A 22627-nucleotide genomic window follows, 5' to 3' on the forward strand; every position below is an offset into this window, starting at 1 on the left:
ATATGTCTACACTGAGAAAAATCGGCTTGCTGGGCGCCTGTGCGCTGGCCGGTCCGGCGTTTGCGCAATCGTCGTCGCTGACGCTGTTCGGCCATATCGATCTGAACGTGACCAGCGCCTCGGCGGGCAGCACGTCCAAGGTCGGCATGGACCAGGGCGGCTACATGCTGCCCAGCCGCATCGGCATGCGCGGCACGGAGAGCCTGGGCAATGGCAACTCGGTCGGCTTCTGGCTGGAGGCGCCGATCCTGCCGGCCTCGGGCGGGCCGCAAGGCTTGAACTGGACCCGGCGCTCGACCATCAGCCTGAGCAACGACCGCTATGGGGAGCTGCGGCTGGGGCGGGACTACACGGCGGCATTCTGGAACGTGTCGTCGTTCTCGCCCTTCGGCACCGTGGGCGTGGGCGGCAGCAGCAACATCATCAAGGGATGGCCTCTGGGGCTGGAAGGCGCCACTACGCTCTCGCGCGCCAGCAACATGGTGGCTTACTTCCTGCCGAAGAAGCTCGGCGGCGTATACGGGCACCTGAACTATGCGCGCGAAGAGGATCTGCGCGGCGCCGATTATGCGGGCGGGCGGCTGGGCTACCAGTCCGGTCCGCTCAACGTCGCGGCGGCTTATGGCAGAACCTCGATGGGCGGCGGCGACCACTACGAAACGGCAACCCTGGGCGCCAGCTATGACTTCAGCGTGGTGAAGCTGTTTGCCAACTATCTGCTGCAGAAGATCGGGCCGGACAAACAGCACGTAGCCCTGGCGGGCGCGTCGGTGCCCGTGGGCGGCGGCCATGTGACGCTGTCGTATTCGCGTTCCACCCAGAGCGGCCAATACGAAGGCGACGACGCCCAGCAGTTTGCGCTGGGCTACACCTACGCGCTCAGTAAGCGCACCGTGCTGTACACGGCGGCCTCGTTCATCAAGAACGACGGCAACGCCGCCTTTGTGACCGGGGACGTCGCGCCGGAAGGCGTGCCGGGCGCCAACTCGAAGGGATTCCAGGTGGGTATCAGCCACTCGTTTTGACCGCGGCGCCGGGCGGCCCCGCGTGTACTGCGGGGCCGCGGCCGTCTTCGTCGAACCGGACAGCACCGGCGGCCCGATCCGTGGCGTCGTGTTGGTCACAATTCCTTGCCAACTTTCTCTTCTGGAGAGGGGCGGCACGCTACCCCTGTAACCATGACGTGTCACAGTGTTCTGGCGACTCTCAGCTGAAGCTTGCCGCCGCGCCCGGAGACTCTGACAATTAGCTTACAGACGCCGTATTACGTGTACTATCGAACACAGTGTTGCGGGTGGCCCTTCACGGGCTGTCCGTGACCACGGCGCCAATGATGTATCTCCAAGCTAGAGAATTTGCAGTTCCGGATTTTTCAAAAAAGCAGTGGGTATATCTTGTTGGATGCTATGTCTATAACCCCCTCCGTCTCGTGTGGCACCGCGCGCAACTGTGCGATCTATATTTCCGGTGGTATCGGCGACGGCGTGCTCAGCATGGTTTTCGTCCGGGCGCTCGCCGAGCAAACTGGGGGGACTGTTTCATTGCTGATGACTCAAAACGAGTCGGCGCAGGAACTGTTTCGCGCTCAGCCCTACGTGCGGGAAGTCGTATCGGTGCGATCAGAGCATCGACTGCGAGGGTGGGAACGAGTCGCACGGCTGAGCCAGGTATTGGCGGACCACGCCTACGACACCCTGTTTTTCTTTACCTTCCGTACTCACGTTGCCTTGGCGGCCCGCTTGGCGGGGATTCCACAACGCATCGGTTTCGTGCGCATGCACCAGCCGCATCTCGGGGCGCTGCTTACGCATCGGATCTGGGTGCGCCGCAAGGGGACCCCGCATCCTGATTTCTATACATGGCTGCCGTTGCTGTATGCCAAGGCGGGCTACCAGTATGAGCCGCGTTATCCTTCGTTGTTCTGTACCGCGTCGGCCAGCAGCAAGGCCATGCAATTGTGTCAGACACAGTCGCGGATGATCGGATTCGGTTTGAATGGCTCAGTGCCATGCAAACGCTATAGCGGCCGGGCTTTTGCCGAGGTGGCGCGGATCTTGCATGCGCGGGACAACGGGCTGCGTTTCATGTTGGTGGGCGGCCGCGACGTCCAGCATATTGCGCAAGAGATCTGCGCCTTGCTGCCTGAGTCCATGGTCGTGCTGGACGCGACACGGCAGGCCTCGGACATATGCGAGAGTCAGGCATTGATCGCGCGCTGTTCGGTATTTGTGTCCAACGATAGTATGGGCATGCATATTGCAGCGGCCCACGGATTGCCGACCATAGGATTGTTCGGGGCTACCCCTGCGATGCGCTATGTGCCTTGGCTCCATCCTCTTCAATCCACCGTGGATGGCGACATGGCCGCCATCGCGCCGGCAACGGTGGCCGACGCGATCTGGGAGCGTTTGGGCGAAGCCTCCGAGAAGGCGGAGGCGGTTCCCGCGCTCCACCAAGAGTCGGTATGAAACGATGCGCGGCGCCGCGTCGGCAGCGTGACCGCGCTTTTGCGGATTACCTGCCACCTCGCGCGGGCGCGGCCGGCAGCGCGCCGGCGTCGTGCACCGCCTTGCCTCCCAGCAGCGTGAGGACGGAATTGATCGCGTGGATCTGGTCGGCCGGCATCGTCAGATAGGGCTGGTCCAGCACTGCCAGGTCGGCCAGCTTGCCGGCCTTCAATTGGCCGCGATCGTCTTCGTCGAATGCCAGCCAGGCGGCCTGGCGCGTATAGAGAGCGAGCGCTTCTTCGCGCGTCAGGAGGTTGTCCGGCTGGCGCTGCACGGTGGCGCCGATGGCTTGCCCGTGGACGTGGTACTCGACCGCCTGCCAGACGCCGGCCACGCCGATGCGGGTGGAGTCCGTGCCGCCGGCGACGGGCAGGCCCAGGTCCAGCGCCGTGCGCACCGGCGGCGAATCCTGCTCCGCGCCCTTGGGATTGGCGGCGCGTATCGCCTCGCCCTCGAAGTACGGACCCATCTGCACCGTATAGGCCAGTCCCAGCCGCGCCATGCGCTCCAGCGTGCGCCGCGAGCCGGTATTCAGGTGGGCGATCGACCAGCGCAGCGGCCGCAGGTCGTGGTCGCGGCCGACTTCCTCGAACACATCTAGGATGGCGCTGGCGGCATCATCGGTGTAGGCGTGGATCTCCAGGGGAATGCGGCGTTCGGCTGCGTAGCGGGCGATGCGGGTAAGTTCCTGGCGCGCTTCTGCCGGAGGGTTGAACCCCGGCCCCATGCGCACGCCGTCGTTCATGGCGGACACCAGGTTTTCGCCCAGCCCCAGGAAGGCAAGCTGGCCATCGTCATGGCGCGGCGGGCGGAATGCCATGATCTCGCGGAACCATTGCGCCTCGCCGCCCGCGCGCATGGCCGAGATCCGGTAGCCGGCGCGCACGGTGAGCGCGCCGCGGTCGCGCAGCGCGTAGAGCGGCTCGTAGGCCTCGGCGGCGCCGGCTGAGGGATCGATGAAGCCCGTCAGCCCGCGCGCGTTCATGGCGCGCAGAAAGGCTTGCAGCCCGGCGGCACGGTCGGCCGTGTGGCTCAGGCGGGCGAACAGTGCGTTGAACGGGCCGATGCCGCCCAGCAGCCTGCCGGTGGCGCGGCCTTGCGCGTCGCGCTCGACCGTGATGCCGTGCAATTCCGGTGGCTCGGCGCGGTCCAGACCCAGGGCTTCGATGCCGCGACTGTTGAGCAGGGCGTAGTCATACAGGTACTGCACATAGGCGGGATGGCCGGGAACCGCCTGGTCCAGGTCGGCCCGCGTGGGCGCCCGGCGCTCGCGGAACTGCCGCGGATGCCACGATCCGACCACGGCCACCCAATGGTCGCGCGGGCGTTGCGCCGCGTCGCGCGCCAGCCGCGCCAGGGCATCGGCCAGGCTGGGCGCGTCGTACCAGTAGGTTTCGAACGCATAGGTCTGGCCGCCGCGGATGGCGTGGATGTGCGTGTCGATGAGGCCGGGTATCACCGTGCGGCCCTGCAGGTCCAGCTCGCGGGTGGCCGGGCCGATGTGCTCTGCCACTGCGTCATCGCCGCCCACCGCGACGATGCGCTCGCCGCGGATCGCCAAGGCGGTCGCGCGCGGCGCGGCCGCGTCCATGGTGATGATGTGGCCGTTGCGCAGCACCAGGTCCGCATCGTGGCCGTAGGCGGCGTAGGGCAGCGCGGCGGCCAGGGCGAGGACGAGGGTCGTGGTTTTTTTCATGGATGGTCTCCAGTCATCGATGGGGCTCAGTAGCGCCATAGCGCTTCCAGGCCAAGAAAATGGACGGTCTCGGCGCGGCCCGTATCGCGGATGAAGCTTCCGGGCCGGAACAGCGAGTAGGCAGCTTCGAAACTCAGGTGCCGCGACACCTCCCAGCCCAGCACCACGTCGGCCTGCGTGCCGATGTAGCGCGAACGGCTGGAGCCGGCCGGGCGCAGCAGATTGCCGGCCACACCGTAAACGCCGTCCTGCAAGCTCTGACGCCAGTAGAAGATGGCCGCGGTTCCCAGCGTCCAGCCGGACCCCAGGTCCAGCGTGAGCGAGGGGTGCAGGTTGATCAGGTTGGAAGGGCCTATCAGGCCTGCTTCGCCGAAGTACTTGCCCTTGGGGAAGAAGACGGCGAAGGTCTGCAGTTTGGGATCGTCCGGATTGCGGTCGCCGCTGATGATGTTGGCTTTCAGGCCCAAGCGCGGCTGCAACGGCGCGCCGCGGAAGGTGTAGCTGACGTCGCTGGCGAGCGACCAGGCCCGCACCGGCGCGCCGGCGAAGCTGCCGTACTGGTACACCGCCTCCAGGTCCCAGCGCCATCCCGCACGCTTGCCGAAGTAGCGCGTGCCCAGCGCGTTGCGGGTCTCGGGGCCGCTGCCCTGGTTGTAGCGGGCCGAGTCGCTGGACAGCGACAACAGATACGCGTCCAGGCCGGCGACGCCTGGGGGCTCGGACCAGGTGCCGTAAAGGCCGGCCAGTTTGCGCTGCGGATCGGCGCGGTCGCTGAAGTCGTCCGGGTCGTTGCGCACCGGGCGCACGTAGAAACCGTCCACGCGCAGGTCCTGGCCCTGCCAACTGAGCGCGCCGCCGTCGAACGAGCGCAGCACGTTCGGCCCGTAGCGCGCCGAGATGAGCCGTTCGCTGCCATAGGCCATGACCTGGCGGCCCGCGCGCGCGGTCCAGGTTCCCGCATCGCCCGGCAAGGAAACGTCGACGAAAGCCTGCAGCACATCGTTGCCGGTGTCATCCGGCGGGCCAATGGAACCGGCATCCCGCTCCGCGTGGGTCAGGCTCAACTGGCCGAAGGCGCGGACCCGCGAGCCCAGCCGCAGGTCCGCGTAGGGCAGAAAGCGATAGAGCTGGTAGCCCTCGTCGGGTACCGGCGCATCGCCGAATTCGTTGTTGCGGTAGCGCTCGTAGCGCGCCCGCAATTCGGCGCCGAAGGTCAGCGCCGCGGAATCTCCCAGCCGGATCCATTTGCCGGCCTCGCCCCAGGCGCCGGTGCGCTGGGCGGGATCGTCCAGGTAGCTGTAGTCCTCGGAATAGCGCCAGGGGTCGATGGGCGGCAGCGCGGTTTCGGCGGCCTGCGCGGTGCCGATAGCCAGCGCGGCCAGCAGGATGATTGCGAAATGGTGGAAGTTCAAGTTGCCTGGGCTGCGGCCGGCACGTGCGGACGCAGAATGTGATGAATGGAGCCAGGCGGGGAAGATAGGGTATGCGCAGGGGCGGCGGTAGTCGTCGCGAACCGCCTGATGCGTCCTATAAAAGGAACGACTGAACCAGGCGCCATGTGCGGACCTGGGTTGAAGAAAATGCGATCAATCGACGCAAAAATCGCGCTCGCCGACGCCGGGGCGGCCCGATACAGTGATCTGGCGGCAAGATCCTGCGCCGCGTGCACCGAACTCTTGCATAAGGCAGCCACCGTGTCTCAAACGCAGCAAACCCATTCTTCATCCCCGGACCGAGCCGCAGCGCCCGCCGGGCCCCTGGCGGGCGTGCGTGTGCTCGATATCGCGACGTTCATCGCCGCGCCGTTCTGCGGCACGATCCTGGCGGATTTCGGCGCCGAGGTCATCAAGATCGAACAGCCGGGCGAAGGCGACTCGCTGCGCCAGTTCGGCACCGTGACGGAATGCGGCGATAGCCTGATCTGGCTGAGCGAAGCCCGCAACAAGCAGACCACGACGCTGGATCTGCGGCAGCCGGAAGGCGCGGAACTGTTCCGGCAACTGGTCGCCCAATCCGACGTGGTGCTGGAGAACTTTCGTCCCGGCACCCTGGAAAAGTGGGGGATCGGCTATGAAGACCTGCGCAAGATCAATCCGCGGCTGATCATGCTGCGGATTTCCGCTTACGGGCAGACCGGGCCCAAGAACCAGGAACCCGGGTTTGCGCGCATCGCGCATGCGTTTTCGGGCCTGGCCAACCTGGCGGGCGAGGCGGATGGCCCGCCCGTGGTGCCCGGATCCACCTCGATGGCGGACTACACCTCGGGCATGTGGGGCGCCATCGGCGTGCTGCTGGCCCTGCGCGTGGTGGAGGCCGGCGGGGACGGGCAATTCATCGATATCGGGCTGTACGAATCGGTGTTCCGGTTGCTGGACGAAATGGCGCCTGCCTACGCGCGCTATGGCGTGGTGCGCGAGCGGCTGGGCGCCGATGTGGTGAACGTGGTGCCGCACAGCCACTACCGCTGCGCAGGCGGCGAATGGGTGGCGCTGGCGTGTTCGAATCACCGCATGTTCGAGCGGCTGGCGGGGGCGATGGGCCAGCCTGAACTGGCGCAAGCCTATCCGAACGGCACGGTGCGCGTGGCCAATCGCGATGCGATCAACCGGCGCGTGGCCGACTGGATCGGCGGCCTGGCCATGGCCGAGGTATTGCGCCAGACCCAGGAGGCCGGAGTGCCTTGCGCGCAGATCTACACCATCGAGGACATATTCAAGGATCCGCAGTACGCCGCCCGCGCCAATCTGCTGAACGTGCAGGATGCGCGCGCCGGCGAACTGGTGCTGCCCGCGGCGGTGCCGCGCCTGTCGGCCACGCCGGCCAGCTTTCGCCACAGCGGACGCGGCCTGGCGGCCGATAACGATGCCGTCTATGGCGGCCTGCTGGGCCTTTCGGCCGAGCGCATGCAGGCGCTGCGGCAGGCGCGCGTCATCTAGCGTCGGTCTACATTCATAGGAGAGATGCATGAGTGCCACTCTGATTGCGCCAGCCACGGCGCGCTTGCAACGGTCGCAGCTGGCCGTGCCGGCATCCAATACCGCCTTGTTCGAGAAGGCGGCGCGTTCGCAAGCCGACGTGATCTTCCTTGACTGCGAGGATGCTGTTGCGCCCGGGGAAAAGGCGACGGCGCGGCGCAACGTCATTGCCGCCCTCAACGAGATCGACTGGGGCGGCAAGACGATGCAGGTGCGTATCAACGGCCTGGATACCGAGTATATGTACCGCGATGTGGTCGATATCGTGGAAGCCTGCCCGCGCCTGGACATGCTGCTGATACCCAAGGCCGGCGTGGCCGCGGACGTGTATGCGCTGGACATGCTGGTGAGCCAGATCGAAATGGCGCGGCCACGGGCCAGGCGCGTCGGCTTCGATGTGCTGATCGAGACCGCCCTGGGGCTGGCGAACGTGGACCGGATTGCGCAGAGTTCGCGCCGCATCGAGGCCCTGTCGTTCGGCGTGGGTGACTACGCCGCCTCGGTGCGGGCGCGGTCCACGGTCATTGGCGGCGGGCATCCCGACTATGGGGTCCTGTCCGAGGGCGAGGCCGGGGCACGCGCCTTCCATCCCGCGGACCTGTGGCACTACGCGCAATCGCGCGTGCTGGTGGCTTGCCGGGCGTATGGACTGCGGCCGATAGACGGCCCGTTCGGCGACTATTCCGATGCGCAGGGCTATGCAGCGGCCGCTCGCCGCGCGGCGGCGCTGGGCTATGAGGGCAAGTGGGCCATCCATCCCTCGCAGATCGCACTGGCCAACGCAGCCTTCACGCCGGCCGAGGCCGAACTGGCGCAGGCGCGCAGGATCCTGGCCGCCATGGAGCAGGCGCAGGCGCAAGGCCGCGGCGCCGCCAGCCTGGACGGCCGCCTGATCGACATCGCCAGCATCAAGATGGCCGAGAACCTGTTGCGGCTGGCGCCCAAGCCGGATGGGCCGCAAGCAGCGGGCGGCGCGCCAGGCGGCAATGGGGGGCGGACATGAACGTTGCGCAAGAGCGGAGCGAGCGTCCCTTCCGTTCGGTGTTGTACATGCCGGGCGCCAATCCGCGCGCGCTGGCGCGCGCCAGGGACCTGGACGCGGACGCGGTGATCCTGGACCTCGAGGATGCCGTGGCGATAGCGGCCAAGGAGGAGGCGCGGGGCCTGGTGGAACAGGCGCTGCGGCAGAGAGGTTTCGGCCGCCGCAGCGTGGTGGTGCGGGTCAATGGCCTGGACACGCCCTGGGGCCGCGCCGACGTGCGCGCGGTCGCGCCGCTGCGGCCCGACGCCTTGCTGCTGCCCAAAGTAGAGCGCCCGGAACAGTTGGCCGAGGTATCGGAACTGGCTGGCCGGTGCGGCGCCGCGGATCTGCCGCTCTGGGCCATGGTGGAGACGCCGCGAGCCATCGTGAACCTGGCTGCCATCGCCGGCGCCGGGCTGCCCCTGCGCGCACTGGTGGCGGGCACTTCGGACCTGGTCAAGGACCTGCATGCCCGCCATACGCCGGCGCGCACGGAAGTGCTGGCCGCTTTGTCGCTGACGGTGCTGGCGGCGCGGGCGCATGGGTTACTGGCGCTGGACGGTGTGCATCTGGCACTGGACGACGCGGCGGGCCTGCAGGCGGCCTGCGAGCAGGGGCGCGATCTGGGCTTTGACGGCAAGACGCTGATCCATCCGCGCCAGATCGAGGCGGCCAATGCTGTCTTCGGCATGTCGGCTGCCGAGATCGAACGGGCGCAGGCCGTGATCGCGGCCTGGAGGGAGGCTCAGGCGCGCGGCAGCGGCGTCGCCGTGCTCGATGGCAGGCTGGTCGAGGCCCTGCACGTGGGCGAAGCGCAGCGCGTGCTGGCGCTGGCGCGCGCGATCGCCGCAGCCTGAAGCTTCAGATTGCCCCGGCGATCATGCGTTGAGCCAGGTCGGCCAGCCGGGTCGCCGCCGGCGACAATTCCCTGCCGCGCAGCGTGCAAATGGCCAATTGGCGGGTTAGCGATGGACGCGCGATGCGCAGTGCCGTCAGGCCCGAGCCGCGCGTATCCGGCAGCGCGATCTTGGGCAGGATGGCGCAGCCCAGGCCGGCGCGGGCCATTTCCACCAGGGTCTGGACCTGGGTGAACTGGTAGCGGCATTGCCATTGCAGCCCGGCCGTGCGCAACGCGTCCTCGATGATCGCGCGCAGGCCGGTGGCGTGGTCCAGCAGCAGCAGCGGCATCCGCGCCACGGCTTGCAGCGAAATGGTGGCGGCGGAGGTGGACAGACTGAATTGCTTGGGCGTAACCGCGTACAAAGGGTCGTCGCAGATGTGGCGGAAGTCGAAGTCCGCGCTGTCGGTGACTGGACCCACGGCGAAGTCGACCTGTTCGCCGCGCACGCTGTCGAACATGGATTGCGCCGACTGTTCGAACACCTGGACGTGCACGCCGGGGTAGTCGCGCTCGAACACGGCCAGGATGCCGGCCAGCTGCGAGCCAGCCACGGTGGGGGCGCAGGCCAGCGCGACGCGTCCGCGCCTGATCTCGACGGCTTCGCGCAGGCCGCGCAGCCCTTGGTCGATCTCCTGGACGGCGCGGCGCGCGTGCGCCAGCAACTGTTCGCCTTCCTGGGTCAGCCGCACATTGCGGGTGGTGCGGCGGAACAATTCCACGCCAAGCTGGGTTTCCAGCTGGCGCACCTGAGCGCTGACGGCGGACTGGGAACGGTTGGCGCGGCGGGCCGCTTCGCGGAAGCTTCCTACTTCGCCGACCAGCGCGAAGATCTGCAGCAGCTTCAGATTGATGTTCGGCGCCAGGGGAGCGGGGCGGTCGGTGGGCATGGCGCTGGCCGGGTCCGGCATCAGGAACGGAAGATCGAGGCGGGCATGCTCTCGACCATTTCGCAGGCGCGCTTCAGATGGGCCTTGACCTCGGCAGCCGCCTTGCGGCCGTCGCCGTCGATGATGGCCTGGGCTATCCGGCGGTGCTCGTCGATGGACGCCTGGATGGACCCCGGGCTGATGGCGCCGCCCAGCTGGAACATGATCAGCGGCAATTGCAGTTTCTTGATCAGGTCGGCCAACTGGGTGTTGCCCGACAGGTCGGCGATCGCCTGGTGAAAACGCCGGTTTTCGTCGAAGTAGGGCGTGGCCGCCAACGGATGGCTCTCCCAGATGGGCCCGATGGCCCTCAGGAAGGCGGTCTTGGCCGCAGGATCCTGCATGCACTGCGCCGCGCGCCTGGCTGCCAGCGCTTCGAGTTCGGCGCGGATCTCGAAGAGCTCCAGCATCTCTGCCTTGGAATAGCGGCGGACCATGGTGGTCTGGTTGGGAATGCTCTCGACCAGACCCTCGGCTGAAAGGCGGCGGAAAGACTCGCGCACCGGCCCCCGGCTGACGCCCAGCTGGCGCGTGAGGTCGGCTTCGACCAGGCGCTGGCCCGGCACCAGCCGGCCGCTGAGTATGCCCTGGCGCAGGGTGTCGACGACGTATTCGAGCGTGCTGCCAGCGCTGGCGGCGGGCTTGTTGGTTTCGGTCATGAGGTTCGGTCTGCTACGCGATTACCCTGATTGTACGGCACATGGCCGTACATTATTGTCCTACAAAACCGTAGTTCAATAACGCTGAGCAGACTGGCGCAGCCACCCCCGGAGACATGTGGACATGAATGCCGTAGAACGTATCGACAAACTGCTGAACCCACGCAGCATCGCCATCGTTGGTGCATCCCAGGCGCCCAACAAACTGGCGGGGCAACTGATTCCAGCCCTGCTCGAAGGGGGCTATCAAGGCCACATCTATCCCGTCAATCCGCGCTACCAGGAAGTGGCGGGGCTGGCCTGCTACGGGTCGGTGGCGCAGATTCCCGCAGCGGTGGACCACTGCGTGATCGTGGTCGGCAAGGAGCGGGTGCCGCAGGTGCTGCAAGAGTGCCGCGTCAAGGGCGTGCCCGGCGCCAGCATCTACACCTCCGGCTATGCCGAGGCCAGCGCGGACGGCCATGAGGCGCAGCAGACGCTGGAGGAACTGGCGCGCGGCATGACCTTCATCGGCCCCAATTGCATGGGGTTCTCGAACTTGGCGGCACGGGTGATGGCGGCGCCTTCGGCCGTGCTCAAGCGCGCCCAGGGCGTGGGCGACGTGGCCCTGGTGTCGCAAAGTGGCGGCCTGGCCTACGCCACGATTGCCTATTTCGCGCAGCGAGCCGGCCTGGGCTTCAGCCATATCGTCAACACCGGGAATTCGGCCGGCGTCTCGTACGGCGACCTGCTGGAATACATGTTCCAGGATCGGGCCACGCGCGTGGTGCTGGCGGTGACCGAAGCCGAGCGGGCGGCCTGCGAGGTCATCGATGCGGTGCGCAGGCTGGGCCTGCGCAAGCCCGTGGTGCTGTTGAAGCTCGGGCGTGGCCAGACCGGCACGCGCATGGCGCTGTCCCATACGGGATCGCTGGCGGGCGACTACCGGCTGGTGCGCGACGTGGCGGAGCAGCACGGCATCGTCTGCGCCAGCGACGCCGATGAGGCGCTGGGCCTGTGCGAACTGCTGCGGCATGGCTTTGACGCCGGGCATGCGCAGGGCATCGCGTCCCTCTGCATCTCGGGAGGCAACATCACCTTGTTCGCGGATCAGGCCGACGCGTACGGCCTGCATTTCGCCGAACTGGCGCCGGCCACCGAAGCCCGGTTGGCCGAGGTCTTGCCCGACTACATCTCGGTGCACAACCCGATCGACATCACCGCCTTGGGATACGAAAACCCGGGGCTGCACGCCGACGTGCTGAACGTCCTGCTGACGGACCCGGCCGTGCACACCGTCGTTCCCATTCTGACGACCCTGGACGATTACACGGAAGTCTGCGGGATCCTGGCAGGCGTGTGCGCGGCCACTGCATGCCGCATGGCCGTCCTGTGGAGCGGAGGCTCCTACGAGTCACGGTCGCGGGAAATCTTGCGGGACGCCGGCATTCCAGTGTTCCACTCGGCCTCGCTGCTGGCGGCCTGCCTGGACCGTCTGCGCCGCGCGGCGGGCCGCCGGCCCGCCGGCGCGTCGCTGCCGTCGGCGGGCAAGCCCGGCGTATCCTCGCAAGCGATGAGTGAAGGCGCGGCGTTGCAATGGCTGGCCGAACGGGGCGTGGCGGTGCCCGCCATGCGCGCCTGCGCGCGCGACGGCCTGGCGATGGCGGCGCGGGAACTGGGTTATCCGCTGGTGATCAAGGCCGACACCACCGAGACTCACATTTCCGACCAGGACGGCGTCATCCTCAATATCCGCAATGACGATGATCTGGCGCAGGCGCTGGCGCGCGTGGCGCAGTGGCGCAGCGAACGCGTGCTGGTCCTGCGCTATCTGCCTGGCAACGAGCTGGTCGCGGGCACCTTCGCGCATCCGCAGCTGGGACTGGTGCTGATGGTGGGATCGGGAGGACTATGGGTCGAACTGCTGAAGGACGTGCGCTTCGTGGCCTTGCCGGCCAGCGTTGAAGAGCTGGCCAGCGCGCTCGAATCGACTCTGGTGGGTCGCGCCTTGCGGGAAGGCTACCGCGGCGCCAGCGGCTTCGAGCAAGCGGTGCAACTGTTGGGCGCGTTGGCGGATGCGGCGCTGCAAGCCGCGCCGGCGGTGACGCAGATCGAGTTGAACCCGGTCACGGTGGGAAAACATGGCGCCGCCGCGGTCGATGCGGCGATCTATCTGCAGGCATAGGCAGACAAGCACAAGGAGATTGTGATGAGCAAGTTCGCTGCAATATTGGCGGCGCTGGTCTTGGCCGGTGCCACGGCGCCAATCTGGGCGCAGGCGGCCGGGTATCCGGAAAAGCCTGTGAAAGTCGTGGTGCCGTATTCCGCCGGCGGGCCGGCCGACGCGCTGATGCGCGCGGTCGGCCAGAAACTGAGCGAGAAGTGGGGCCAGCCGGTGATCGTGGAGAATCGGCCGGGCGCCAATGAAATCATCGGCGCCGACCTGGTGGCCAAGTCCGCGCCCGACGGCTACACCTTGCTGCTGGGGTCCGAAGCCGCCTTTTCGCTGAATCCTCAGCTGTACGCGAAACTCCCCTACAAGGCGGAATCCGACCTGGCGCCGGTCTGCCGCGTGGTCACCGCGCAGCTGATGCTGGTGACGCGGCCCGATTTTCCCGCCAACGACGTGGCCGGAACCATCGCCTTCCTGAAGTCCAATCCCGGCAAGCACACCTTTGCCATCACCGGCATAGGCGGGGTGCTGCATCTGGCGGCAGCCTGGTTCGACAAGCTGTACGGCGTGCAGACCACCGAAGTGCCCTACAAGGGGCTGCCGCTGGCGCTACAGGACGTGATGGCGGGGCGCGTGGACATGCTCTTCGCCATCAGCGGCGGTCCCATGCCCTATGTTGCCACCGGCAAGCTGAAGGCCATCGCGCTGGCAGGGCCGCATCGCGTGGCGATCGCGCCCGACGTGCCGACGTTCGCGCAGGCGGGCTATCCCGAATTCGATGCGTCGGTGTATTTTGCGTTGGCTGCGCCAGCGGGCACGCCGCAAGCCATACGCAGCAAGATTGCCGCCGACGTGGCCGAGATCGTGGGCGCCGCCGACTTCATTGATAAGAACCTGACGGCGATCGGCTTCGAGCCCGTCAGCGAAACGCCGGAAGCTTTCGCAGGCTTCCTGACCAAGGACCGCGCCGTCGCGGCGCAACGCGTGCAGACCGCCGGCGTGAAGCTGGACTAGGCCGGGCACAGACTACACGGAGCACAAGCATGACTACCCTGACTTCCGACATGGGCTGGAGCAACGCCACGAAGATCGTGGTGCGCGGCCACGATCTCAATCGCGACATCATCGGCCGCTTGAATCTCGGCGATTTTGCATTCCTGGAAATTACCGGCCGTACCCCCAATCCGCAAGAGTCGACGCTATTCAACGCGCTGCTGGCGGTGCTGGTCGAGCATGGCATGACGCCCACCGCGATGGTGGCGCGCCTGACGTACCTCGGCGCTCCCGAGTCGATGCAGGCCGCCATTGCGGCCGGTCTGTGCGGCATGGGGACCAAGTTCGTCGGTACGGCGGAAGGCGCGGCCCGGCTGCTGCAACAGGCGTTGCCGCTGGGCAGCGCGGAGCCGCTGGATATCGATACCGCCGCGCGCGCCATCGTCGCCGATCATCGCGCCGGCAAGCAACTGGTGCCGGGGCTGGGGCATCCGGTGCACAAGCCGGTGGACCCGCGCGCAACGGCGCTGTTTGCCGTCGCCGAGCGCACCGGGTTCAAGGGCCGCTATGTGGCGCTGATGCAGGCCTTGTCGGCAGAGGCGGAGCGGGCATTGAACAAGCCGGGCGTGCTGCCGGTGAACGCCACCGGGGCGCTGGCGGCCCTGGCGAGCGAGCTGGGCATACCCTGGCAGCTGTGCCGCGGCATCGCCGTGATCGGGCGCGCGGTGGGGCTGGTCGGCCACATCGCGGAGGAATTGCGCAATCCCATCGCCGAACGCTTGTGGGTGCGCACGGATGCGGAAGTGTCGGCGCATCTGCACGCGGCCGCAGCCGTCTTGCCGCAATAGGCGTGGCGCGGGCGGCCTCAGCCAGCGTATGGCCGCGTCGAACTGCGGATGGTGAGCGTGGCCGGAAAGCGCGAGGGCAGGGGATGGCCGGGGTCGGCCGGGGTGGGTTCGGTCTCGCCGTGTATGCGGGCCAGCAGCAGGTTGATGGCGTAGGCGCCCATGGGATATACGGGGGGCGCCACGGTGGTCAGGCCGTCGCCGACCAACTCGAACCAGTCAGGGTCGCCGTAACCCACCACCGATACGTCGGCCGGGCAGGCCAGGCCCAGGCCGCGCAATGCCTTGAGCGCGCCGACCGTAAGGCGCGAACTGCCTACGATCAGCGCGGTCGGCGGCTTGGCGCCGCTCATCATGCCGTGTACTGCGCGATGGGCGAACTCGACCCGGGGCGGCCCCACCGCGGTCATGCTGGCGTCCAGCCCGGCATGCCGCATCGCGCCGTAGAAGCCGGCCAGCCTGTCCTCGCCGCAACTCAGGTCGGTGGTGGTGCCGACATAGGCGATGCGCCGGTGGCCGTAGTGGATCAGGTGCTCGGCGGCGGCGCGGGTCGCGGCCTGCTCGTCGATCACCACCGCTTCGGCCGCCATCGAGGCATGCTGGCGGATCAGCTGGATTGCGTGCACGCCCTTGAGCAGCGCCACGGTCTCGGGTTTGGGGGTGACGGTGGGCGTGATGATGACGCCGGCCGCGCGCGACACGACGAAGGCGCGCAGATCGTTGAGCTCGCGTTCCGGGTTGTCCTCGGTGATGCTCAGGGCCAGCTGGAAGCCACGGGCAACGGCGGCGTCGGCGACGATCTTGGCGATCGAGGCGTAGAAATCGTTTTGGATGTCCGGCACGATCAGGCCTATCACCGGGTTGCGCGCCGAACGCATGTTCTGCGCGGTGCCGTTGGGCACGTAGCCCATCTTGCTGGCGGCGTCGCGCACGCTGGCCTTGGTGGCGGCGCTGATCTTGGGGTGGTCGGCCAGCGCGCGCGACACGGTTGCATGCGACAGGTCCAACGCGATTGCGATGTCCTTGATGGTGACGTTGGTGCGGGCGGCTATGTCAGCCATGGCTGGGTCCGTTGCTGGCGTTGCTGGAAGGCGTTGATCTCGGCGGTTCGCTGCAGCGCGAGGTCGATGTCGTCCGTGCCGTCGAGCAGCAATTGACGCCGCCCGGCATCGATGTCGAAGGGGTACGCGCGGCCGTCCGGGCCGATGACGCGCTGGCTGGCCAGATCCACGGTGCAGCGGCTGCCGGGGCGGTCCAATACCTGTTCCATCAAGGCGTCGATGGCGTCGCTGGGCAGGGTGACGGGCAGCAGCCCGTTCTTGAGACAGTTCTCGTGGAAGATCGGCCCGTAGCTGGCGGCCACGATGGCGCGGATGCCATATTCCTGATGCGCCCATACCGCATGTTCGCGCGACGAGCCGCAGCCGTAATTTTCGCGCGCCAGCACGATGGCGGCGCCTTGGTAGCCGGCCTGGTTCAGGACGCAGTCCGGGCGCGGCTGGCCGTGCTCGTCGTAGCGCAATCCTCCCATGAAGCCATCGGCCAGGCCGCTGCGTTCGACAGTCACCAGCCAGCGCTGGGGCACGATCGCGTCGGTGTCCACGTGGTCTTGATTCATGGGCAGGATGATGCCGTGGGCTTGGAGGAAGGGCTTCATATTAGACCAGATCCCTATGATCGATGATGGCGCCGGCAATGGCCGCGGCGGCCGCGCTGGCGGGGCTGGCGAGATGGGTGCGGGCGCCCGGTCCCTGGCGGCCTTCGAAGTTGCGGTTCGAGGTCGACACGCAGCGCTCCCCGGGTGGCACCTTGTCCGCGTTCATACCCACGCACATGGAGCATCCGGGTTCGCGCCATTCGAATCCGGCCGCGCGGAAGATGCTGTCCAGGCCCAGCTTCTCGGCCGCGCGCTTGACCCGCTGCGATCCAGGGACCACCAGCGCGCGCACGCCCGCGGCGACCTGGCGGCCCTGCGCGACGCGCGCCGCGGCCAGCAGATCGGACAGGCGGCCGTTAGTGCAGGATCCGATGAATACCCACTGCACCGGCACGCCCGCCAGCGCGGCGCCTGGCGTGAGGCCCATGTAGCGATAAGCCTGCCGCAGGGCGGCGCGTTCGCTGGCATCGGCTGCGTCGTCAGGGGCGGGCAGAGCTTCGCGCACGCCCGCGACCTGCGACGGGCTGGTGCCCCAGGTCAGTTGCGGGCTGTCCAGCGCCAAGGTCAGTTCCAGCTCGGCTTCGTAGCGCGCCCCCGCATCGCTGCGCAAGGCGCGGAAGGCCTGTTGCGCGGCGTCGTCGAGGCAGGTGGCGGGCGCATGGCGGCGCAGGTAGTCCAAGGTAATCGCGTCGGGTGCGATCACGGCCGCGCGCGCGCCGGCTTCGATCGCCATGTTGCAAAGAGTCAAGCGCTCTTCCATCGACAGCGCGGCTACCGGCGCGCCTGCCAGTTCCAGGAACCCGGCAGCCGCGCCGCGCACGCCTATGCGGCGCAGCACGTGCAGCGTCAGGTCCTTGGCGCTGAGGCCGGCGGGCAGGGCGCCGGCCAGCGTCAGACGGATCGCCCGCGGACGGCGCATCGCCAAGGTTTGGGTGGCCAGCACATGCTCGGCCTCGGAGGTGCCTATGCCCCAGGCCCAGGCACCCAGCGCGCCCAGGGTAGAGGTATGGCTGTCGCCGCAGGCCACCGTCATGCCCGGCAGCACCAGGCCCAGTTCGGGCGCGATGACATGCACGATGCCCTGATCGGGATCGTCGATGCCGTAATGGCGTATGCCGCTGCGAGCGGCATTGCTTTCCAGCGCGGCGATCATGGCCTCGCTGCCGGGTACATGTTCGCCGCGACGTCCGGGCGCCGTAGTCACGATGTGGTCGGCGATCGCCACATTCCGTTGCGGGCTGTGCACGCGGCGGCCCTGGGCCTGCAGCGATGCGAAGGCCTGCGGGCTGGAGAGGTCGTGCAGCAGGTGACGGTCGATGTGGATCAGGCTGCGCCCGTCGGCCAGGTCGGCCACGTGATGGGCCCCCCAAAGCTTGTCGAACAGGGTTTGCGGCAAACCGCCAGGGAGGTCGGACAACGCGGTGACGGGATTCGGCATGGCGACTCTCTAGTGCACACGTATGAATTCTAAGGGGTTGGTATAAAAACTCGGGTAAACGAGCATCATCAGGCTTATTGACTCGAAATTTCCGGCTCATTATATTGCGATCAGTGCAAACGTGTGCATTATCAGAAAGTCGCTTCCAAAAAAATAAAGAGGAGACAACCATGAAGTGCGTAAAGCAGGTTCGCAGCAGGGCGGTCGCCATGCTGGCAGCGCTGAGTTTGTGCGCGGCGCTGACGCCAGCCGCCGCCACGGCGGCCTATCCAGACAAGGCCATCAGGCTGATCGTGCCATTCGGCGCGGGCGGCACCACCGACATCCTGGGCCGTGTGCTCGGGCAGAAGCTGGGCGACGCCTTGGGCCAGACCGTGATCGTGGAGAACCGCCCCGGCGCCAACGGCAACATAGGCAGCGATGCGGTGGCGAAGGCGGCAGCCGACGGCTACACGCTGTTGTTCGCCGCCGATGCCACGTTGGTCATCAATCCCTCGCTGTATCGCCAACTGCCGTTCCAGCCTGAACGCGATTTCGCGCCGATCTCGCGCATTGCCGTGGTGCCGCTGGTGCTGGTGGCCAATCCGGGCGTCAAGGCCGACACGCTGCCCGAGTTGGTCAAGCTGGGTCGCAGCGGTGACTCGCGCTTGGATTTCGGCAGCGCCGGCGCTGGCAGCATGGGCCATCTGGTCGGCGAGCGCCTGAACCGCGCGACCAGCATGAAGATGACGCATATCCCCTACAAGAGCGGCGCACAGGCGATCGCCGACGTCGTGTCGGGTCAGATTCCGCTGTTGATCACCGGGCTGGCGGTAGCCGATCCGTTTCTCAAGAATGGCAAGCTCAAAGCCATTGCGGTCACCTCCGGCCAGCGCTTTCCAGGCGCGCCGACGGTGCCCACGATCGCCGAAGGCGGAGTAAAGGATTTCGATTCCCCCAGCTGGTACGGCCTGCTGGCGCCGGCCGGCACGCCCGCGCCGGTGCTGGAGAAAATCCATAGCGCCCTGGCGACCGCCTTGCAGACCGAAGAGATGAAGGCGCGCATGGTCGAACTGGGCGCGTGGCCGGTGGTCGACAGCCAAGCGGCGTTCGCCGAACTCATCAAGCAAGACACCGTCCGCTGGTCGCAGATCATCCAGGCCGCCGGCATCACCGTCCAATAACCTCACATTGACGACTCATTCATGCGCATTACCGCCATACGAGAAATCGCCGTCCCCCTGCAAGGCAACATATCGAATTCGCTGGTCAACTTCGCCGAACATACGGTGTCGCTGGTGGCGCTGGTAAGCGATGCGGTGCGAGATGGCCGTCCGGTCATCGGCTACGCCTTCGATTCCATCGGCCGCTACGCCCAGCCCGGCCTGTTGCGCGAACGCTTCGTTCCGCGCCTGCTCGCGGCGCCGCCCGAAGCGCTGCTCAATGAGGACGGCACTGCGTTCGATCCCGCGCGCGCAAGCAGCGTCATGATGCGCAACGAGAAACCCGGCGGCCACGGCGATCGGGCCGCCGCGGTTGGCGCGCTGGAACTGGCGTTCTGGGACTTGAACGCCAAGCTGCTGGACGAGCCGGCCTATCGCGGCATCGCGCGGCACGCGGGGCTTGCTCCAGGTGGCGGCTCGGCGCAGGTGTACGCGGCTGGCGGCTATTACTACGACAGCGGCGACCCCTTGCGGCGCTTGCGGGAGGAATTCCAGGCCTACCGCGACCAGGGGTTCACCAAGTTCAAGATGAAGATCGGCGGCGCGTCCTTGCCGCAGGACCTGGCCCGCATCGAGGCCGCGCTGGGGGTGGCGGGCGAGGGCGCCAATCTGGCGGTGGACGCCAACGGGCGCTTCGACCTGCCTACCGCCTTGGCCTATGCCCGCGCCATGGAACCCTATGGCCTGCGCTGGTATGAGGAAATCGGCGACCCGCTGGACTATGAGCTCAACAGGCAGGTCGCGCAGGCCTATGCCGGCCCGATCGCCACCGGCGAGAATCTGTTTTCGTTACCTGACGTGAACAATCTGCTGCGCTTTGGCGGCATGCGCCCGGCCAGCGACATCCTGCAGATGGACGCGGGCCTGGCCTACGGCCTGACCGAGTACCTGCGCATGGTGGCGGCAGTGGAACGGGCTGGCTTTTCGCGCGGCTGCCTGCATCCGCACGGCGGGCATTTGATCAATCTGCACATCGCCGCCGGTCTGGGACTGGGCGGGTGCGAAGCCTACCCGGGGGTGTTTCAGCCATTCGGCGGCTATCCCGCGCAGTGCGCGCTGGGCGAGGGACAAGTCCGGCCGACCGACGCCCCTGGATTCGGGCTGGAACAGAAACAGGAATTGGCGCCGTATATTGCGGCCCTGGCTACAGGCAGTGCTTGAGGAAGCTGACATCATGAAGATTGCGATTATGGGATGTGGGGCCATGGGCTCCGTGTACGCCGGCCTGCTGGCGGCGGGCGGGCATGATGTGCTCGCCATCGATCATTGGGCCGAGCACGTCGAGGCCATGGCTTCCCGCGGCCTGCGCGTGGAAGGCGCCAGCGGCGACCGCGTGGCGCGGCTGCGCGCGTTCAGCCAGGCGCCGGCCGAAGCGGTCGATCTGATCATCATCGCGGTCAAGGCCGCGCAAGCCGCCAGCGCGGCTGAGCAGGCGCGCGCGATGCTCGGACCGCGGACGCGGGTGCTGACGATACAGAACGGCCTGGGCAGCGCAGACGGCGTGGCCCAGGCCATAGGGGCGGACAGGTTGGCGGTTGGTATCGCCGCCGCGTTTGGCGCGTCCTTGCCGGGACCGGGGCATGTCCACCACAACGGCATGTCGGCGGTACGCATGGGCGCCTACGCGGGCATGCCGCAGGCGGAGCTCGAGGATATCGCCGCAGTGTGGAGCAATGCCGGCTTCAATGCGCAGGCAGTGGACAACCTGGCTGCCATGCAATGGGAAAAGTTGATCTGCAACGTCGCCTACAGCGCGCCTTGCGCGCTCACCGGGCTGACCATAGGCGCCGTCATGGACGATCCGCACATCGGCGCGGTCAGCCAGGCGGCGGCCACCGAGGCATGGACGGTGGCCCGCGCCCTGGGCGTGCCAATCCAGGTCGCCGACCCCGTCGCACACGTCCGCGCCTTCGGCGACCGCATACGCGACGCCAAGCCTTCGGTGCTGCTGGATCATGAGCGAAAGCGCACGAGCGAGATCGACTACATCAACGGCGCGATTCCCGTCCAGGCCAGGAAGGCTGGCATTTCCGCGCCTGTGAATGAGACCCTGACCAGGCTGGTCAAACAGCGCGAAGGGGACTTCAGCAGCGGCCGCGCCAAGCGCTAGCAGGCGCGGCGAGCGGACGCATGGCAAAGCGCACGCCAGTTCCCCGTGCGTTCGAGCACGTTCAGGCGTCTCCGCGTGCGGCTACGCCAGGAAGGTCCTGTTGATGTCCTTGATCGTCGCCGTGCCGGCAAGCTTCATGCTGAGCTCCAGCTCGTACTTCAAGGTGTTCAGCACGGACGTCACGCCCGCGGCCCCACCCAAGGCCAGGCCGTACAACACCGGGCGGCCGACGGCGACTCCGCTGGCGCCCATGGCCAGCGCCTTGAACACATGCACGCCACGGCGCACGCCGCCATCGAGGTAGACAGGCACCTTGTGGCCTACGGCGTCCACGACCCCGGGCAGAGTCGTGAACGCGCCGGGAACGGAGTCCAGTTGGCGCCCGCCATGGTTGGACACCTGGATGGCGGCCGCGCCGGCATTGACCGCTTCCTTGGCGTTGGCAGGCGATTGAATACCCTTGACCACGACGGGTAGGCCCGATTCGCTGGCGATGAACTCCAGGTCCTTGAAGTCCAGGTCGCGCTTGAAGATCGTGAACAGTTCGGCCAGCGTCGCGCCCGCAGGCGCGCTGGGGACGTTGGGGAAGGGCAGGGACGCCGGGAATTTGAAGCCGGTGCGCCGGTCCGATTCGCGGTTGCCCGACCACTCCAGATCCACCGTGAAAACAATGGCCGTCGCGCCCATGGCCTTGGCCCGCGCGATCAGTTCGCGGTTCACGCCCATATCCTTGGTGAAATACAGCTGGAACCACTTCGGGCCGCGACTGACCTTGGCCATTTCCGACAGGGGGACGTTGGCCAGCGTCTGGGCAGTGAATAGCGCGCCGGCATCGGCCGCGCCTTTCGCCGTGCCTAGTTCCGCCGAGGCGTGGGCCAGACCATGCGCGGCCATGGGTGGCACGAATATCGGGATATCGACCTTGGATCCGAGCAACTCGGTCCGGGTGTCGGGCTGCTTCACCCCGGCCAGATAGCGCGGCATGATCGCGTGATCGTCGAACGAGCGCAGGTTTTCGCGCAAGGTCCATTCGTCGCCGGAACCGCTGCTGATGTAGCTGAACTGCGGAACGGGGATGAGTTTCCTGGCCTCTTCCTCGAGGTCATGGAGATTGATGATGTCCAGCTTTCTTTCGGCGCTGCCAGCCTTGTAGACGCCGGCGCCTGCGGGGGCTGCTTGTGCGGCAGAGACAGGCGAGGCCGAAGCCGCCAAGAGGCCGCCCGCCATCATGCTCAGGCTGCCGATCATCATTTCACGTCTGGAAGTTTGCATTTTTCTACTCCGCCGCACGGGGTTTGCCCGCCGGCAACATCTCTTGGTCCGGATTACGCCCGGCGCGGACGCGTCCACGCCGAAATCGCTGCGCTTTCAGCGGATGCTGAAGACGTCCTATAAGCTTAAGCAGCAGGATATTGGTGCGGTAGGAGGCAATAATTGATCTGACTGTCCTGATTTTGTATTTAATTGACAGCTCCGCTTAGGAACGCCTCAAAAGCCGGCGGTGTAACTCGCGTACCAGACCCATAATTTCGGTCCGCATAAATC

Annotated in this window: 19 protein-coding genes; 11 read left to right on the top strand and 8 right to left on the bottom strand. The window is 67.0% G+C overall.

The window, feature by feature from the left end; translation table 11 throughout:
• Positions 1 to 2 precede the first annotated feature (2 nt).
• Together IPU70_RS02650 and IPU70_RS02655 are read left to right on the top strand one after the other, a co-directional pair.
• Positions 3 to 1025: a porin gene (locus IPU70_RS02650; protein ID WP_207464720.1), complete on the top strand. Its 1023-nt coding sequence runs from the start codon at positions 3 to 5 to the stop codon at positions 1023 to 1025.
• Between the two features lie 369 nt (positions 1026 to 1394).
• Positions 1395 to 2468: a glycosyltransferase family 9 protein gene (locus IPU70_RS02655; RefSeq protein ID WP_242702289.1), complete on the top strand. Its 1074-nt coding sequence runs from the start codon at positions 1395 to 1397 to the stop codon at positions 2466 to 2468.
• Positions 2469 to 2514: 46 nt separating this feature from the next.
• Here the strand turns inward: IPU70_RS02655 and IPU70_RS02660 are convergent, their stop codons facing one another.
• Both IPU70_RS02660 and IPU70_RS02665 read right to left on the bottom strand, forming a co-directional pair.
• A complete protein-coding gene (locus IPU70_RS02660) occupies positions 2515 to 4203 on the bottom strand; it encodes an amidohydrolase (protein ID WP_207464722.1) in 1689 nt (562 codons plus the stop codon).
• A gap of 26 nt (positions 4204 to 4229) precedes the next feature.
• Positions 4230 to 5615, bottom strand: coding sequence for an alginate export family protein (locus tag IPU70_RS02665; protein WP_207464724.1), 1386 nt, complete (start codon positions 5613 to 5615; stop codon positions 4230 to 4232).
• 282 nt (positions 5616 to 5897) lie between these two features.
• Here IPU70_RS02665 and IPU70_RS02670 point away from each other — a divergent pair, with 282 nt between their 5' ends.
• Genes IPU70_RS02670 through IPU70_RS02680 form a run of 3 tightly spaced genes read left to right on the top strand, consistent with a single transcriptional unit; the run spans position 5898 to position 9056 of the window.
• Positions 5898 to 7139 (top strand): CaiB/BaiF CoA transferase family protein, encoded by a 1242-nt coding sequence (locus IPU70_RS02670; protein WP_371818854.1) that lies wholly within the window; start codon positions 5898 to 5900, stop codon positions 7137 to 7139.
• A gap of 28 nt (positions 7140 to 7167) precedes the next feature.
• Positions 7168 to 8181 carry a CoA ester lyase gene (locus IPU70_RS02675; RefSeq protein WP_207464728.1) on the top strand — a complete coding sequence of 338 codons (1014 nt, stop codon included), beginning with the start codon at positions 7168 to 7170 and terminating at the stop codon, positions 8179 to 8181.
• A complete protein-coding gene (locus IPU70_RS02680) occupies positions 8178 to 9056 on the top strand; it encodes a CoA ester lyase (RefSeq protein WP_242702290.1) in 879 nt (292 codons plus the stop codon). The genes IPU70_RS02675 and IPU70_RS02680 overlap by 4 nt, the downstream gene beginning before the upstream one ends.
• 4 nt (positions 9057 to 9060) lie before the next feature.
• On the opposite strand, the gene IPU70_RS02685 is transcribed toward IPU70_RS02680, so the two are convergent.
• Together IPU70_RS02685 and IPU70_RS02690 are read right to left on the bottom strand one after the other, a co-directional pair.
• Positions 9061 to 9987, bottom strand: a complete 927-nt coding sequence (locus tag IPU70_RS02685) for a LysR family transcriptional regulator (RefSeq protein WP_207464730.1) — start codon at positions 9985 to 9987, stop codon at positions 9061 to 9063.
• Positions 9988 to 10007: 20 nt separating this feature from the next.
• A complete protein-coding gene (locus tag IPU70_RS02690) occupies positions 10008 to 10685 on the bottom strand; it encodes a GntR family transcriptional regulator (protein WP_207464732.1) in 678 nt (225 codons plus the stop codon).
• 124 nt (positions 10686 to 10809) lie between these two features.
• On the opposite strand from IPU70_RS02690, the gene IPU70_RS02695 reads away from it, so the two are divergent.
• Genes IPU70_RS02695 through IPU70_RS02705 form a run of 3 tightly spaced genes read left to right on the top strand, consistent with a single transcriptional unit; the run spans position 10810 to position 14678 of the window.
• Positions 10810 to 12849 (top strand): acetate--CoA ligase family protein, encoded by a 2040-nt coding sequence (locus IPU70_RS02695; RefSeq protein ID WP_207464735.1) that lies wholly within the window; start codon positions 10810 to 10812, stop codon positions 12847 to 12849.
• A gap of 24 nt (positions 12850 to 12873) precedes the next feature.
• On the top strand, positions 12874 to 13851 hold the full coding sequence (locus IPU70_RS02700; RefSeq protein WP_207464737.1) for a tripartite tricarboxylate transporter substrate binding protein: 978 nt from the start codon (positions 12874 to 12876) through the stop codon (positions 13849 to 13851).
• Positions 13852 to 13880: 29 nt separating this feature from the next.
• Positions 13881 to 14678 (top strand): citryl-CoA lyase, encoded by a 798-nt coding sequence (locus tag IPU70_RS02705; protein ID WP_207464739.1) that lies wholly within the window; start codon positions 13881 to 13883, stop codon positions 14676 to 14678.
• A gap of 17 nt (positions 14679 to 14695) precedes the next feature.
• Here the strand turns inward: IPU70_RS02705 and IPU70_RS02710 are convergent, their stop codons facing one another.
• Genes IPU70_RS02710 through IPU70_RS02720 form a run of 3 tightly spaced genes read right to left on the bottom strand, consistent with a single transcriptional unit; the run spans position 14696 to position 17770 of the window.
• Entirely contained in the window at positions 14696 to 15736 is a 1041-nt protein-coding gene (locus tag IPU70_RS02710; RefSeq protein WP_207464742.1) for a LacI family DNA-binding transcriptional regulator, read from the bottom strand.
• Positions 15724 to 16332 (bottom strand): 3-isopropylmalate dehydratase small subunit, encoded by a 609-nt coding sequence (gene leuD / locus IPU70_RS02715; protein WP_207464744.1) that lies wholly within the window; start codon positions 16330 to 16332, stop codon positions 15724 to 15726. Before leuD ends, IPU70_RS02710 begins: the two co-directional genes overlap by 13 nt.
• A 1-nt stretch (position 16333) precedes the next feature.
• Positions 16334 to 17770 carry a 3-isopropylmalate dehydratase large subunit gene (locus IPU70_RS02720; protein ID WP_207464745.1) on the bottom strand — a complete coding sequence of 479 codons (1437 nt, stop codon included), beginning with the start codon at positions 17768 to 17770 and terminating at the stop codon, positions 16334 to 16336.
• A gap of 170 nt (positions 17771 to 17940) precedes the next feature.
• On the opposite strand from IPU70_RS02720, the gene IPU70_RS02725 reads away from it, so the two are divergent.
• Genes IPU70_RS02725 through IPU70_RS02735 form a run of 3 tightly spaced genes read left to right on the top strand, consistent with a single transcriptional unit; the run spans position 17941 to position 21082 of the window.
• Complete coding sequence (locus IPU70_RS02725; RefSeq protein ID WP_207464747.1) at positions 17941 to 18933, top strand: tripartite tricarboxylate transporter substrate binding protein; 993 nt, start codon at positions 17941 to 17943, stop codon at positions 18931 to 18933.
• Positions 18934 to 18954: 21 nt separating this feature from the next.
• Positions 18955 to 20133, top strand: a complete 1179-nt coding sequence (locus IPU70_RS02730) for a mandelate racemase/muconate lactonizing enzyme family protein (protein WP_207464749.1) — start codon at positions 18955 to 18957, stop codon at positions 20131 to 20133.
• 13 nt (positions 20134 to 20146) lie between these two features.
• Entirely contained in the window at positions 20147 to 21082 is a 936-nt protein-coding gene (locus tag IPU70_RS02735) for a ketopantoate reductase family protein (protein ID WP_207464751.1), read from the top strand.
• 81 nt (positions 21083 to 21163) lie between these two features.
• Here the strand turns inward: IPU70_RS02735 and IPU70_RS02740 are convergent, their stop codons facing one another.
• Entirely contained in the window at positions 21164 to 22354 is a 1191-nt protein-coding gene (locus IPU70_RS02740) for a lactate oxidase (protein WP_207464753.1), read from the bottom strand.
• Between the last annotated feature and the right edge of the window lie 273 nt (positions 22355 to 22627).

Source organism: Achromobacter sp. SD115 (genome assembly GCF_017355315.1).
GTDB lineage: Bacteria > Pseudomonadota > Gammaproteobacteria > Burkholderiales > Burkholderiaceae_B > Achromobacter > Achromobacter xylosoxidans_B.